Annotated in this window: 11 protein-coding genes and 2 pseudogenes; 9 read left to right on the top strand and 4 right to left on the bottom strand. The window is 73.9% G+C overall.

The genetic code is table 11. The features are described 5' to 3' along the window. Positions 1–53 precede the first annotated feature (53 nt). The 6 genes from ACZ7N4_RS00145 to ACZ7N4_RS00120 all read left to right on the top strand — a co-directional run bounded on the left by ACZ7N4_RS00145 (position 54) and on the right by ACZ7N4_RS00120 (position 6,811). Positions 54–749, top strand: a complete 696-nt coding sequence (locus tag ACZ7N4_RS00145; protein WP_471351935.1) for a uracil-DNA glycosylase — start codon at positions 54–56, stop codon at positions 747–749. Between the two features lie 578 nt (positions 750–1,327). Further along, positions 1,328–2,092: a nucleotidyltransferase domain-containing protein gene (locus tag ACZ7N4_RS00140; RefSeq protein WP_471353114.1), complete on the top strand. Its 765-nt coding sequence runs from the start codon at positions 1,328–1,330 to the stop codon at positions 2,090–2,092. Positions 2,093–2,256: 164 nt separating this feature from the next. Further along, the gene (locus ACZ7N4_RS00135) at positions 2,257–4,146 is read left to right on the top strand and encodes an FUSC family protein (RefSeq protein WP_471351933.1); all 1,890 of its coding nucleotides are present in this window, start codon (positions 2,257–2,259) and stop codon (positions 4,144–4,146) included. 95 nt (positions 4,147–4,241) lie between these two features. Then, positions 4,242–5,684: an amidohydrolase gene (locus tag ACZ7N4_RS00130; RefSeq protein ID WP_471351931.1), complete on the top strand. Its 1,443-nt coding sequence runs from the start codon at positions 4,242–4,244 to the stop codon at positions 5,682–5,684. Positions 5,685–5,815: 131 nt separating this feature from the next. Continuing rightward, the gene (locus tag ACZ7N4_RS00125; RefSeq protein ID WP_471351929.1) at positions 5,816–6,460 is read left to right on the top strand and encodes a DUF899 domain-containing protein; all 645 of its coding nucleotides are present in this window, start codon (positions 5,816–5,818) and stop codon (positions 6,458–6,460) included. Between the two features lie 174 nt (positions 6,461–6,634). Further along, a complete protein-coding gene (locus ACZ7N4_RS00120; protein ID WP_471351926.1) occupies positions 6,635–6,811 on the top strand; it encodes a hypothetical protein in 177 nt (58 codons plus the stop codon). A gap of 105 nt (positions 6,812–6,916) precedes the next feature. Here the strand turns inward: ACZ7N4_RS00120 and ACZ7N4_RS00115 are convergent, their stop codons facing one another. The 3 genes and pseudogenes from ACZ7N4_RS00115 to ACZ7N4_RS00105 form a co-directional block, all read right to left on the bottom strand. Further along, a complete protein-coding gene (locus ACZ7N4_RS00115; RefSeq protein WP_471351925.1) occupies positions 6,917–9,016 on the bottom strand; it encodes an ABC transporter ATP-binding protein in 2,100 nt (699 codons plus the stop codon). Positions 9,017–9,272: 256 nt separating this feature from the next. After that, the gene (locus ACZ7N4_RS00110; protein ID WP_471351922.1) at positions 9,273–9,749 is read right to left on the bottom strand and encodes a hypothetical protein; all 477 of its coding nucleotides are present in this window, start codon (positions 9,747–9,749) and stop codon (positions 9,273–9,275) included. A 416-nt stretch (positions 9,750–10,165) separates the two neighbouring features. Then, a pseudogene (locus ACZ7N4_RS00105) lies at positions 10,166–10,756 on the bottom strand (ATP-binding protein); the annotation flags it as partial. A gap of 269 nt (positions 10,757–11,025) precedes the next feature. Between ACZ7N4_RS00105 and ACZ7N4_RS00100 the strand changes: the two are divergent. The 3 genes and pseudogenes from ACZ7N4_RS00100 to ACZ7N4_RS00090 all read left to right on the top strand — a co-directional run. Continuing rightward, positions 11,026–11,886 (top strand): helix-turn-helix domain-containing protein, encoded by an 861-nt coding sequence (locus ACZ7N4_RS00100; RefSeq protein ID WP_471351920.1) that lies wholly within the window; start codon positions 11,026–11,028, stop codon positions 11,884–11,886. Then, positions 11,887–12,141 (top strand): DUF397 domain-containing protein, encoded by a 255-nt coding sequence (locus ACZ7N4_RS00095; RefSeq protein ID WP_471351917.1) that lies wholly within the window; start codon positions 11,887–11,889, stop codon positions 12,139–12,141. 114 nt (positions 12,142–12,255) lie between these two features. Then, positions 12,256–12,456: pseudogene (locus ACZ7N4_RS00090) on the top strand (carboxymuconolactone decarboxylase family protein); the annotation flags it as partial. Between the two features lie 64 nt (positions 12,457–12,520). On the opposite strand, the gene ACZ7N4_RS00085 reads toward ACZ7N4_RS00090, so the two are convergent. After that, entirely contained in the window at positions 12,521–14,008 is a 1,488-nt protein-coding gene (locus tag ACZ7N4_RS00085; RefSeq protein ID WP_471351915.1) for a glutamate synthase subunit beta, read from the bottom strand. Positions 14,009–14,544 lie beyond the last annotated feature (536 nt).

Raw genomic sequence — 14,544 nt, 5'->3', positions numbered from 1 at the left:
CACCGCCCGCACCCGTACAGGGGTCGACCACCCCCGGGGCATACCGTGGCCGTATGGACGACAGCAGTGCCCTGGCCCGGCTGGACCGGCGCGTCGCCGACTGCCGGGCCTGCCCCCGGTTGGTCGAATGGCGTGAGGAGGTGGCCCGTACGAAGCGGGCCGCGTTCGCCGACTGGACGTACTGGGGGCGGCCGGTGCCCGGCTTCGGTCCGGCCGACGCCAGGCTGGCGATCATCGGGCTGGCCCCGGCGGCGCACGGCGGGAACCGTACCGGCCGCATGTTCACCGGCGACCGTTCGGGAGACGTGCTGTACCAGGCGCTGTACGACGTGGGGCTCGCCTCGCAGCCCACCTCCGTCACGGCCGATGACGGACTGGAGTTGTACGGCGTGCGGGTCACGGCTCCCGTGCACTGCGCGCCGCCTGCCAACAAGCCCACCCCGGGGGAGCGCGACACCTGCCGCCCCTGGCTGGTCCAGGAGCTGACGCTGCTCCGGCCGACGCTGCGGGCCGCGGTCGTGCTCGGCGCCTTCGGCTGGCAGGCCGCGCTGCCCGCGTTCGCGGAGGCGGGCTGGACCGTGCCCCGCCCCCGCCCGGCCTTCGCCCACGGCACCCGGGTGGCACTCGACGGCCTGGACCTCTTCGGCTGCTTCCACGTCAGCCAGCGCAACACCTTCACCGGCCGGCTCACCGCCGACATGCTCCGCGAGGTGCTGCGGACGGCGGGGGAGGCGGCCGGGCTGTCGTGAGGCGTGCGGACGCGGGCGGCCCGCCCCGCCGGCCGACGTCCCGCCCCTCGACGACGAACTGGCCTGGCCGGCCGGACGCCGGTGGCTGGTGGCCGGTGCCCGGTGCCCGGTGGCCGTGGCCGTGGCCGGAGACCGGCCCGGCCGATGGCTGGGGCCGGTGGCCGAGGAAACGCGACGCCGACTCGGCGCCCTGCGCGAGCCGTTGTCGCGGACCACGGGGGCTCGCCGGAATTCGAGGGCGAACCTCGGGGTGGCCGCGCCAGGCTGGGCGCATGCAGCACCCGTCTCCCGACCCCCGTCCCTCCGCCGGCCAGTCTCCTGGCAGTCGGTCTTCCGACCCCTGTCCTTCTGTCGGCCAGTCTCCTGGCAGTCGGTCTTCCGCCCCCTGTCCTTCTGTCGGCCAGTCTCCTGGCAGTCGGTCTTCCGACCCCTGTCCCTCCGCCGGCCAGTCTCCTGGCAGCCCGACTCCCGACACCCACTCCTCCGGCAGCCAGTCCTCTGACCCCCGGCCCCCTGACCCCCAGTCCCCCGACCCCCGGCCCCCTCACTTCCAGTCCCCCGACCCCCGGACTTCCGGCATTCACTCTTCCGACGCCGGCTTCCTCGATGCCACCGCCGACCGGCTGGCCGCCCTGCCCACCGTCCGGGCCGTGGCCCTCGGCGGTTCCCGTGCCGAGGGCACCCACCGCCCGGACAGCGACTGGGACCTGGCCGTCTACTACCGCGGCCCCTTCGACCCCGACGACCTGCGCGCCCTCGGCTGGCCGGGCGAGGTCTCCGGCATCGGCGACTGGGGCGGTGGGGTCTTCAACGGCGGAGCCTGGCTGACGATCGACGGGCGCCGGGCCGACGTGCACTACCGGGACCTGGACGTCGTCGAGCACGAGCTGGCCGAGGCGGAGGAGGGCCGCTTCAGGGTGGAGCCGCTGCTGTTCCACCTGGCCGGCATCCCCACCTATCTGATCGTGGCCGAACTGGCCCTGAACCAGGTGCTGCGCGGCGACCTCCCGCGCCCGGCCGCCTACCCGCCCGCACTCCGCCGCACCGCCTTCGACCGCTGGTCCGGCACCGCCCACGCCACCCTCTCCTACGCCAAGGCCAACCACGCCCCGCGCGCCCGCCTCACCGAAACCGCCGGAGCCCTCGCCACAGCCGCCACCCAGTCCGCCCACGCCGTCCTCGCGGCCCGCGGTGAATGGGTGACGAACGAGAAGCGACTGCTGGAGCGGGCCGGGCTGCGCGGGATCGACGCGGTCGTGGGCACCCTGCGTCCCGAGCCCGGCGCCCTCACCGCCGCCGTGACCGAAGCGGAGGAGATCATCGCCAGGGCGCTGCGCCCGTGAGACGAGTGCCTCGGGGAACCGGGCATTGCGTTCATAAAGAAAACGTCCGGCGCGACAGCTTTCACACGGGCGAAACGTGAGCGGCCCGTTTGCCCGGGGAACGCGCTCTACCGTGGGAGCACATCCACCGGCCACCGTCGTCCGAAGGCCCACCCCGCCCTCGAATGAACAGGAGCCCTGTGTCCCGGCCCGCCGTACCCCTCTGGCTCGCCCACGCCTTCCGTGCCCAGCGCGGACCCGTTCCCTGGAGCGCGGTCTGCCGGGGTGCGCTGGCCGCCGGGCCGTTGCTGCTGGCCGGGATGCTCGGTGGCCGGCCGGCCACGGGGGTGCTCGCCGCCATCGGCGCGATGCTCGCCGGGATCAACGACCGTCCCGGCAGCCGGCGGGCCTCCGTGAAGCGGCTCGGGGTGCCCGCGGCGGCCGGGGCGCTGGGGCTGCTCCTGGGGACGTACGCAGGGCAGGGGCTGGCCGCCGTACCGCTGACCCTGGCGCTCACCGCGCTGGGACTGGTCGCCGGCGGCGTCAGCGCCGTCGGACCCGTCGCCTCCGCCGCCGGCACCCAGCTGCTCGTCGCCGCGGCCGTCGGCGCCGGGATGCCGGCCGCCGAGAGCGGCTGGCAGCGGGCCCTGGCCTTCCTGGCCGGTGCCGGCTGGCTGCTGGTGCTGCGGCTGGTCCTGCCCACTCCGGGCTCGCTCGCCGGCGACTTCCGGTTCGACGGGGAGCGCCAGGCGGTGGCCGACGTGTACGAGGCGATCGCCGCGCTCGTCTCCGCCGTCGGCGGGGAACACGCCACCGCCCGGCGGGCCGCGCTCACCGCCGCGCTCGACCACGCCCAGGACGCCCTCGCCGGGCCCCGGCTGCGCCGCCATGCCGGCTCGGCCGCGGAGCGGCGGCTGCACGCCCGGTTCGCGGCGGCCCTGCCTCTCGCCGAGGCCGCCACCGCCCTGTACTGGGCCGGGGAGCCCGTGGCGGCGCGGGCGGCGGAGGGGCCCAGGCGGCTCGCCGCCGCCGTGCGCGGCGACACCGGCACCGGCCCGTTGCCCGCCCCGCACCTGCCGCACGTCCGGCCGCGCTCCCGCGGCGGCACCCCGATGGTGCCCGCGCTGCGCGCCCTGGACGACGCCCTGTTGCGCGCCGCCGAGGCCTTCGACGGGGGTGAGGGTGCCCAGCGCGGGCTCCTCGGCCGGCGTCGGGGCGTCCGGCACGCGCTGCGGGCCGCGCTCGGCGCGGGCGGGCGCGAGTACGGGCTGCGCGTCGCCCTCTGCTTCGGCGCCAGTGCCGCCATCGCCCAGGCCCTGCACCAGACCCGCTGGTACGGGCCGCACACCCACTGGTACTGGCTGCCCGCGACCGCCGTCTTCCTCGTCAAGCCCGACCTCGGCCCGCTCGCCTCGCGCGTGCTGTGCCGGGCCGCCGGAACCGTGCTGGGCGCGCTGGTCTTCGCCGCTCTCGCCGCGCTGCTGCCCCGCCCGGCGGGCCTGATCGCGGTGGTCGCGGTGTGCGGCGCGCTCGTACCGGTCGCCACCCGGCACTTCGCCGCACTCACCGCCGTCGTCACCGTCCTCGTCCTCGCCCTGGTCATGGCCGGCGGGGAGCCGCAGGCCTCGGTCAGCCGGATCGGCGAGACCTTGCTGGCCTGCGCGCTCGTCCTGGTCGTGGGCCATCTGCCGATGCCGGGGGAGCGGGGCGGCGCGGTCCGGGCCCGGCTCACGGCGGCCGGCGGCGCCGCCCACACCTACCTCCTGCACGTCCTCGGCGAGTCCGACGACCGCGCCGAGCGGTGGGCGCTGCGCCGCGAGGCCTACCGCGCCCTCGCCGAGGCCCGCACCGCCATCGCGCTCGCCTCCGCCGAACTGCCCGCCCTCGCCCGGCACACCGCGGGCACGGACGCCGTCGCCGAAGTGCTGGAACGGCTCGTGGACACCACCACGGCCTGCGCCGTGCACCTGGACGGCACCGGCCGGCTCACCCCGCGGCACCTCGCCCGGCTGCGCGAGGCGCTGGGGGAACTGGAGCGGCGGGGGATGCGGGTGCCGTTGCCGGCCGCCGCGTAGCCGTGCCGGCCGGTCCGCCCCGCCGCGCGACAGGGCCGTCACCGGATGGACGGTTCGATGCACAGCACGGTAGGAGGGGGCCGTACGTTGGGCTCATGAGTGCCGTCGGATCCCTCAGTGCCTCTCCCGCCGACCTGGTCATCACCGGCTGCACGGTCCTGGTGCACGAAGCGCAGGGAGACCACGGAGACCACGGAGATCACGGAGACAACGGAGGTCGCGTAGAGGGGACGGGGGCAGGGGAGGAGGAACGGATCGGGTTCCGCGAGGAGGCCGCGATCGTCGTCCGGGGCCGGGTGATCGACGCGGTGACGACGGCCGTCGCAGCGCGGGACGTACCGGCCCGGACGCGGATCGAGGCGCGCGGCCAGGTGGCGCTGCCCGGCCTGATCAACTGCCATACGCACGCGCCGATGACCGCGCTGCGCGGGCTCGCGGAGGACCTGCCGACGGAGGAGTGGTTCAACGACGTCGTCTGGCCCGTCGAGAGCAACCTCACCGAGCGGGACGTGGAGCTGGGGGCCCGGCTGGCCTGCGCCGAGATGATCCGGGGCGGGGTGACCTGCTTCGCCGACCACTACTTCCACATGGACACGGTCGCCGACGTCGTCGCCGAGTGCGGCCTGCGCGCCCACCTCGGCGAGACCTATTTCTCCAGCCAGGGGCCCGGAGCGCGGGAGGCGGCGCTGGAGTTCGCGCTCCGGCGGCGCGACGCCGCCGACGGCCGTATCACCACCGCCCTCGCCCCGCACGCCCCCTACACCGTCAGCGACGCCGACCTCACCGCCACCGCCGAACTCGCCCGCGCACACGGTCTGCCCGTCCACATTCACGCCGCCGAGAACCGCGACCAGACCGACACCAGCCTCGCCCGGTACGGCCGTACCCCCATCGAGGTACTGGACCGCACCGGACTCCTCGACACCGACCTGCTCATCGCCCACGGCACCGGCATCGTGGAACGGGACCTGCCGTTGCTGGCGCGCACGGGCGGCCGTACGGCCGTGGCCACCGCGCCCCGCGGCTACCTCAAGTTCGCGTGGCCGACCACCACCCCGGTACGGGCCCTGCGCGCGGCCGGTGTCCCCGTGGGCCTCGCCACGGACGGCGCCGCCTCCAACAACTCCCTCGACGTGTGGGAGGCGATGGCGCTGACCTCCCTGGTCCAGAAGTCCACCGAGGGCGACCCGCGCTGGCTGACGTCCCGCCAGGCCCTGCACCACGCCACCGTGCAGAGCGCCCGCGCGGTCGGCCTCGGGGACCGTATCGGCACCCTCGCGCCCGGCCGGTGCGCCGACATCGTCCTGGTCGACCTCACCGGGCCGCACACCCAGCCGGTCCACGACCTCGCCGCCACCCTCGTGCACAGCGCCCGCGCCGCCGACGTCCGCACCACCGTCGTGGACGGCCGTGTGCTGATGCGCGACCGCGAACTCCTCACCCTCGACGTGCCCGCGGTCGTGAGGGAACTGACGGACCGGCTGCCCACGCTGACCGCGCGCGACCACGGTCGGCGGGTCCAGCGGTACGACACCTGAGCCCCTGCCGACCGGCCGGACATCGTGCCCTGCCGAGGCCGGCCGAAAAAATCTCCCTGCCCTGCGATGAGTTCCGCGCCCGGCGGCGGTCACCACCCCGAACCGACCAGAACCGCCGGGCAGGAGGGCACATGTCGCTTCCGGAGATCGTCTCGCGCGAGCAGTGGCGCGCGGCGCGCGAGGAGTTGCTGCGCAAGGAGGAGGCGATCAGACGAGCGCGGGAGATTCTGGGCGCCGAGCGCCGGCGGCTGCCCATGGTCGAGGTCGACCCGGAATACGTCTTCGAGGGCGGCGACGGCAAGGCCACCCTGCTCGACCTCTTCGAGGAGCGGACCCAGCTCGTCGTCCACCACTTCATGTTCGCCCCGGACTGGGAGACCGGCTGTCCCTGCTGCGCGGCCTTCCTCGACCAGGTCGGCCACCTCGCCCACCTGCGCGCCCGGAACACGTCCTTCGCGGCCGTCTCCCGGGCGCCGTTCACCCGGATCCTGCCCTTCAAGGCGCGGATGGGCTGGGCGGTGCCCTGGTATTCCTCGGCGCACAGCGACTTCAACCGCGACTTCGAGGCCACCGCCGACACGGACGGCGACCTGGTCGAACGCCCCGGCCTCAGCTGCTTCCTGCGCGACCACGACCGGGTCTTCCACACCTACTCGGTGTACGACGACGGGCTGGACGGACTGGGCACCACCTCGGCCCTGCTCGACCTCACCGCCCTCGGTCCCAGCCCGGCGGGCAGCGACCGGCTCCGGCTGCACGACGAGTACGACTCCTGACGCATTCGGTACCGGAGGTGATACGGAGAGTGCGGTTCGTGTCACAAGGTGAACGGATCCTCACCGTCCGCGCCGACCTCGTATCGGCAATGTCTCAGTAGCGTCACCGAGCGAGGCGTTTGCCGTCTCCAAGGCGTTAACTCCTACACGGACGACGCTTTCTGGAGGTGCGAGATGGTGAACGGGCGAACGGTGCTCGAACGCTTTTCCGCCGGAGGCCCGCGCGGCTCCTGGCCCGCGGAGGAGTTCGCGCACGCGCGGCGCCTGGAGGGCCTGCCCGCCGAGGTCGTCATGGACCTCGCGACGGACACCTTCCTGGTGATCGTCCGCGGCGGCGACTCCGCAGAGTGAGGCGGTCCGAGGTGCCGGGGCTGTGCGCGCCGGGGCCGTCCGCGGTGCTCGGGCCGTCCGTGGCGCTGAGGCCGGTCCGAGCCGGGTGCGGGCCGGTGTCGGGGCTCAGGCCGGTCTGGGGGCCGGCACCCGCGTCGTGAACTGCCGCGCCTGCAGCGTGTACAGGCCGGCGTACACACCGCCCCTGGCCAGAAGTTCCTCCGGAGTACCGGACTCCACCAGCTTCCCGTGCTCCAGCACGTGCACCAGGTCGGCATGCCGGACCGAGGCCAGCCGATGGGTGATCAGGACGACCGTCTGACCGCCGTCCGCCAGTGCCCGGATCTTCTCGAACACCTCCAGTTCGGCCCGCGCGTCCAGCGCCGCCGTCGGCTCGTCCACGATCAGGATGCTGCCGCGCCGGTAGGCCGCCCGGGCGATGCCGAGCCGCTGCCACTGACCGCCGGACAACTCGTGCCCGCCGCTGAAGTTCCGGGCCAGCAGAGTGTCCAGGCCGCGCGGCAGCTCCGCGACCACCTCCTCCGCACCGGCCTCGGCGATCGACGCGGCCAGCCGCTCCTCGGTCATCGGTGCGGCGGAGCGGCCGACGGCCACGTTCACCCGGGCGGTGAACGGCCAGCGCTTGAAGTCCTGGGCCACCATCGCGATGCGCTCCGCGAGCAGCCGCCGGTCCGTGCGCGCGGCATCGACCCCGTCCCACAGGATCCGGCCCCGGTCCGGCGTGTACAGCCCCGCCAGCAGCTTGACCAGCGTGGTCTTCCCCGAGCCGTTCTCACCGACGAGCGCGATGATCCGGCCGAGGGGGAGGGTGAGGGTGACGTCGTCGAGCGCGGGGCGGGGCGAGCTGCCGCCCTGCGGCCGATCGGCTGGCTGTTCGTGCGTCGGCTGCTCGTGGGTCGTCTGTGCGTTCTTCGGTTGTTCGTGCGTCGGTTGTTCGTGGGCCGACGGTTCGTGACCCGGCTGTTCGCGGGGCGGTCGCTCATCGGCCGGGTGCTCGTCATGCGGGTAGCTGAAGGTGACGTTCTCGAAGCGGATCTCCTTCGGGTGCTCCGGCAGCGGTTCCCCGCCCGCAGGGATGGCCCGCTCGGCCGCCGCGGCGTACATCCGCTGCAGATCGCCCACGAACAGGGCCTCCTCATGCAACTGGTTGATCTCCACCACCAGCGTGTCGAGGTTCGCCGCACCCGTCCGGATGGCGATCACCGCCGTACCCGCCACCGACAGGGCCATCGCCCCGGCCAGCAGCAGCGCGCCCAGTGTCGCGTAGGTCGCGAGGGTCGCCACGCCCGTCCAGGCGGCCGCGATCAGACCGGTCCGCGCGGCGAGCCGGGCCAGCCGGGCCTGTTCCGCCTCCGCGGTCTCCGACATGGACCGGAAGTGGCGCAGCAGGAACGGACCCACCCCGTGCACCCGGATCTCGGGCGCGGCGGCTGGCTCGGTGAGCAGGCCGCTGATCAGCTGGCCGGCCCGGGCGTGCTGCACCCAGGTGTGGAAGGACTCGTAGCGGCGCCGGGCGTTGGTCAACGCGCTCCAGGCGCTGGGCAGGGTCATGGTGACCAGCAGGGGCAGCAGCGCCGGATGCAGCACGGTGAGCACGCTCGCCGCGGCCACCAGCGAGATCATCGCGTTGATCACGCGGGCGCCGTAGCTGATCATGTGCCGGGCGGACCGGGCGCCGTACTGGGCCGTGTCGAGCAGCTTGTGGAAGGCGTGGTCCTCGATCGCGGCCAGCTCGACGTTGGCCGCCCGCTCCAGGTACAGCTCGGTCGCCACCCGCTCCACCTTCGGTTCCAGCCGTCCGGTGGCGTAGGTGGAGGCGGCCCGCAACAGGGCGGCGACCAGCATGACGACGGCCAGTGCGGCGAGGGCCGGTGCGGCCGCGCGCAGCCGTTGGGCGATGTCGGGGCCGGTGAGCAGCTTGCCGAGCGCGGTGTTCACGGCCAGCAGGCTCACCGCCTGGGCCGCGCCCCGGCCCACCTCGGCGGTCAGCAGCACCCGGGCGGCCCGCGCGTCGGCCTGCCGGGCCAGCCGGAGACTGGACGCCAGCATGCCGGGCAACTGCGTCGTCATCGCCCGGAAGCTCAGCGCCAGGAAGGCGTCCGCGTGCTGGTTCCAGCCCATGTCGTACCGCAGCGGCCCCCCGAACAGCAGCCGCTCCGACGCCGACACCACGGGCTCGGCGACCTCCCGCCTCTTCCCCACCATGACCTCCCGCACCCCGATGGAACGGCCACTATCGCCGTCGGGACCGCTGCCCGGCAGGGCGCGAGGGGACGTGTGAGGGGCGCGGAAGGAGCGCGGCCGACAGTGGTCGGTCGCGGTTGCGCTACGGCCACGGGCGGGGACCGGGGGCCCCGGCGGGGAGGCCGGCGAGTGCGGCGAGCGGCGAGCGGTGCGGCGGGGGACGGGGAGCGGGGAGCGGTGGGGTGGTGAGCGGTGGGACGGGTGGTGAGCGGTGCGGTTACGCGGAGGCGGCCCGTGACCAGTCCGGGACCGTATCCGTCACCCGGCACAGGGCCAGGTACAGCGGGATCGGCGGGGTGTACGGAACCGTGCCCTCCGGTCGGTGGATCAGCCGGGCGGTGTCGCTGACCAGGGCGCCGGCGGCGTAGCGGGCCGGGGACGGCCAGGGCAGGGCGTAGTCGGAGTCCGACGGAACAATCCACCACCAGTGCGAGCCGTCGGTGTACACGCAGCCCACGCGCGGCAGCTTGGGTACGACGAGCGGACCGAGGCGATCGGGCACGGCCACGGCGTCACAGCCGAGCGGGGCCGTCATGCCGTCCGGGATCGACAGCCGGCGCCCCGGCTCCGGGTCCGTCCGGCGGCGTTGCAGCCGGACGAGCGTGTTGAGACCGAGGGCGTGTTCCTGTCCGGCACCGGCCCCAACGGTCCCACCGGTTCCGTTCGCTCCACCGAGGCGACCGGGGCCGGTCACGGGCTCTCCCCGGGAAGGCGCTGCCCGGGGGCGCGGTAGGCGTGCTGGTCCGGGGGCGCGAGGGTCCGGTGCTGGTCGGGGTGTGCGATGTTCCGGTGCTGGTCGGCGTGTGCGATGCGCCGCTGCTGATCCGGGTGCCTGGTGTGCCGGTGCTGCTCGGGCGCCCGGCGCAGCGGCGGACCGGCGGGAACGTGCCGGTGGTACTCGCCCTCCCCGCTACCGCCCTGGCCCGGCTCCTCGCGCCGGTGCTGCCCCGGCGACCCGGGCCCGCCCTGCCCCGACTCCTCGAGCCCGCGCCGTCCCGGCTCCTCGCTGCCGGTCCGCCGCCCCGGCGTCCCGTGCCCGTACTGGCCCGGCTTCCCTTCCCCGCGCTGCCCCGGCTCCGCCCGCTCCCGCTCCTCCGGCGCTTCTCCGCCGGCCTCGGCCGGACGGTCCTCGTCGGTGTCGTCCGGGCGGCCGGACTTGGGGCGGGCGCCCCAGCCCAGGTCGCCCCGAGGCGCGGCGGTCTCCTCGGTCGTGTCGGTCCGCCGGGGCAGTTCGGCCCACACCAGTAGGCCGGGGCCGTGCTCCTGGGCACCCCAGGCCCCGCACAGCGCGTCCACGAGGAGCAACCCCCTCCCGTGCTCCTCGTCGGGCCGCTGTGGGGACGGGTGGGGTGCGTCAGGAGCACAGCCCTCGTCGTGTACGGCGATGCGCACCATGTCGTCGTGGTCGTGCAGTTCGCACACGACCCGGCTGCTCGCGGTGTGCACGACCGCGTTGGTGACCAGCTCGGATATGACCAGAGCCGCGTTGTCGCAGGTGTCCGCGCAGACCGCCCAGCCGGACAGCCGGGCGTGCGTCAGGCGTCTCGCCTGCGCGACGGAACCCGGGTGTGCGGCCAGCTCGAAGCGGAACCTGCGCTCGGCGGTAACCCCCCGAGGGGTCGCTCCCGCCACGGCAGCGAGGCCGGAAGGGCCTGCGGCCGCGTCTGTTCCTAAGGGCGCGGACGGAATCACGCCTGCCACTATCTCCCTGCCACGGACACTTGGCAAGAGTCACTCTGAAAATTGCAGAGTGCTGTGTGACTCGGTGGGAGGCCGTGGCACACTGCTCGCAACAGCACCTCGCGCGGCGTCAATTGGAGTCGTCGGAGAACCGGCCGGTCTTCGAATGCACCTTCGAACGGCGCCGCAGGGCTGTCGGGAAACTTCCGGACAAGGGGCTCCTGCCAGGGGCTTCGGCGGCGGGCTTCGGCACAACGCCTCGATGAGCGGCATTCGGTGGAGGTGGGAGCGTGAGCGAACCGCGGTCCGCGCCGACGGTGGGCCAGGTGGTCCTCGGCCGGCGCCTGCTGGACCTGCGGGAACGCGCCGGGCTGAAGCGCGAGGAGGCCGCCCGCGTCCTCCGGGTCGCCCCCGCCACCGTCCGCCGCATGGAGATGGCCGAGGTAGCCCTCAAAATCCCGTACCTGCTACTGCTGCTGAAAGCCTACGGCGTCCCCGACGACGAGGCCGATGTCTTCGTCCGGTTGGCCGAGGAGGCCAACAGGCCCGGCTGGTGGCAGCGGTTCCACGACATCCTGCCCGGCTGGTTCTCGATGTACGTCAGCCTGGAGGGAGCGGCCGCCCTCATCCGCTCCTACGAACCGCACTTCGTCCCCGGCCTGCTGCAGACCGAGGACTACGCGCGCGCCGTGCTGAGATCCGGCGCCGTCGGCCAGACGAGCCCGGACGACATCGAGCGGCACGTCGCGTTGCGCATGCAACGGCAGCAACTGCTCGCCCGCCCCGACGCCCCCCGTTTCTGGGCGGTGATGGACGAGACCGCCCTGCGCCGCCCGGCCGGCGGCCCGGAGGTGATGCGCGCACAGATCGACAAGTTGCTTGAGGCCACGAAGCTGCCCCATGTGACGCTCCAGGTCGCCCCGTTCGCGAACGGGCCGCACCCGGGGACGTACGGACCCTTCGTGCTGTTCCGATTTGCCATGCCGGAACTGCCGGACATGGTCTACAGCGAGTACCTGACCGGCGCGGTCTACCTGGACGCGCGCACCGAGGTGGCCACCCACCTGGAGGTCATGGACCGCATGGCGGCGCAGGCCGCTACGGCACAACGCACGAAGGAGATCCTCCGGGATCTCCGCAAGGAGCTGTGAATGGACCGCATGAAGCCGCGCGGACGCGTCTACAACGGCATGCCCGCGCGGGAGTTGGGCAGCGAGGGGTGGCACAAGCCCTGGAGCGGCGGGAACGGCGGCAACTGCCTGGAAGCGATGAAGCTGGCCGACGGCCGGATCGCCGTACGCCAGTCCACCGACCCGGACGGGCCGGCACTGATCTACACCATGGACGAGATGACCGCCTTCATAGAGGGTGCCAAGGCGGGGGCGGCGGACTTCCTGCTGTCCTGACCTCCCGTCCGCTGATTCCGCCTCACCTCCTCCCACGCCGCGGCACGGGCCGCCCCTACCGCCTCGGCCCGATCCTCCCCGCCCGACCGTCTATGCCCGTCTCCCGGCCCGTCTCAGGCCGCCCTCGCCCTGGTGGAGGCGGTGACCCTGGTCGCCGACGGCGGTGTCTCCGACGCCGTCTACGCCGAGGCCGCCGCCCACTTCGACGACCGGGAACTGGCCCACGTCCCCGCGCTGATCCTCACGATCGACACGTGGAACCGCGTGGCCCCGGCCACGGGCAAGGTCGCCGGCACGGACGAGCGCACCGGCTGACCCAGCACCCGCCGCCGGGCGGGCACCCGCGGCAACCGGGGGACGGAGCCGGTGGTGACGCCGCTCAGACCACCATCGGCCGGTCCGTCGGCCTGATCGGGGCAGGGAGCCGGGAACTCCCCGTCAGATAGCGGTCGACCGCCGCCGCGACCGCCCGCCCCTCCGCTATCGCCCACACGATGAGCGACTGCCCGCGCGCCGCGTCCCCCGCGGCGAACACCCCGGGCACGTTGGTCGCGAAACCGTCGTCCCGGGCGATCGTGCCGCGCGGTTGCAGCACCAGCCCCAACTGCTCGATCATCCCGTCCTCCTGGTCGGGCCCGGAGAACCCCAGGGCGAGCAGCACCAGGTCGGCGGGGAGCGACCGCCCGGTGTCCGGCACCGGAAGCCGCTGATCGTCGACCTCCACCAGATGCAGTGAACGCACATTCCCCCTCTCGTCTCCCGTGAAGTGGAGCGTGGACGCCGCGAACAGCCGCGCGTCCGCGTCCGCCGCCGGCGCCGTGCGCAGTTCCCGTGCCTCCTCGTGCGCGGCCGACAGCCGGTAGATCTTCGGATACGTCGGCCACGGCTCGGCGTCCTCGTCGCGCTCGGCACCCGGCTGTGCGTAGATGTCCAGCTGGGTCACGGACGCGGCCCCCTCGCGCACCGCGGTACCCAGACAGTCCGCCCCGGTGTCCCCGCCGCCGACGATCACGACGTGCTTGCCGGCGGCCGACAGAGGCGAAACCTCCAGATCCCCTTCACGCACCCGGTTGGCGAGCGGCAGATACTCCATCGCCTGGTGTATCCCGCTCATCGAGCGGCCCGGCACCGGAAGTTCCCGCCACGCCGTCGCTCCTGTGGCGATCACCACCGCGTCGTACCGGGTCCGCAGTTCATCCGCCGGAACGTCCCGGCCGACCGCCGTCGAGGTACGGAATTTCGTCCCCTCGGCGAGCATCTGCTCGATCCGCCGCTCCAGGTGCCGCTTCTCCATCTTGAACTCGGGGATGCCGTACCGCATCAGCCCGCCGATCCGGTCGTCCTTCTCGTACACCGCGACCGTGTGCCCGGCCCGGGTCAGCTGTTGTGCGGCGGCCAGCCCGGTGGGCCCGGAGCCGATGACGGCGACCGTCTTCCCGGTCAGCCGCTCGGGCGGCCGGGGCGGGGTGAAACCCTCCTCCCACGCCCGGTCGGCGATCGCGCACTCGACGTTCTTGATGGTGACGGCGGGCTGGTTGATCGCCAGCACACACCCCGCCTCGCACGGCGCCGGACACAGCCGCCCGGTGAACTCCGGGAAGTTGTTGGTCGCGTGCAGCCGGTCGCTCGCGGACTCCCAGTCCTCCCGCGAGACCAGGTCGTTCCACTCGGGGATGAGATTGCCCAGCGGGCAGGCCTGGTGGCAGAAGGGGACGCCGCAGTCCATGCAGCGGTCGGCCTGCTTGCTGATGATGGGCAGCAGCGCGCCCGGGACGTACACCTCGTCCCAGTCCCGCACCCGCTGCTCGACGGGCCGTCGCGGCCACTCCTGGCGCGGCGTGGTCATGAACCCCTTGGGATCGGCCATGGGCGTCTTCCTCGCGTACGGGCACCGGAGGCACCGGGTGTACGAAGGGCCGTTCGTCATCGGGCGGCACTCTTTCGGCCACGATACGTCCCCACCGGCGGCCCCGCAGGCCTGCGGACAGCGCTTTCTCCCAGGGGTCCTCCGAGCCCGGCCAGGGGCCGAGGGGCACAGGGCGCTGAGGGCGCCGAGTGTGCCGAGTGTGCCGAGGGTGCCGAGGGTGCCGAATGGGGACGCCCAGGGTGGGCCACCCCCTCGGACACGTCGACGCTGGGCCGGGCGGGCCAGGCCGGCGCCGGGAACAAGCGGGCCGGCGCTGGGACAGGCGCCAGGGTCAGACAGGGGGCTTTACACAGGCCGGGGTCGCCGTGGCCGAGGCGACGGCCCGGACACGATTCCCGAACGTCCACTCGCACACGTACCACGGCCAGTACACGGCGGCCTCCGACGCACCCGGGTGAGCCCGGTCGGCCGGTGATCGCGAGAGACGCGGTGATCCGCCCGGGCTGCTGCCCGGCAACGGCGCTTCACCCCGGTAA

The sequence above is a fragment of the Streptomyces sp. NPDC107654 genome (assembly GCF_055639035.1).
This window is presented reverse-complemented; position numbering and strand designations above follow the sequence as displayed.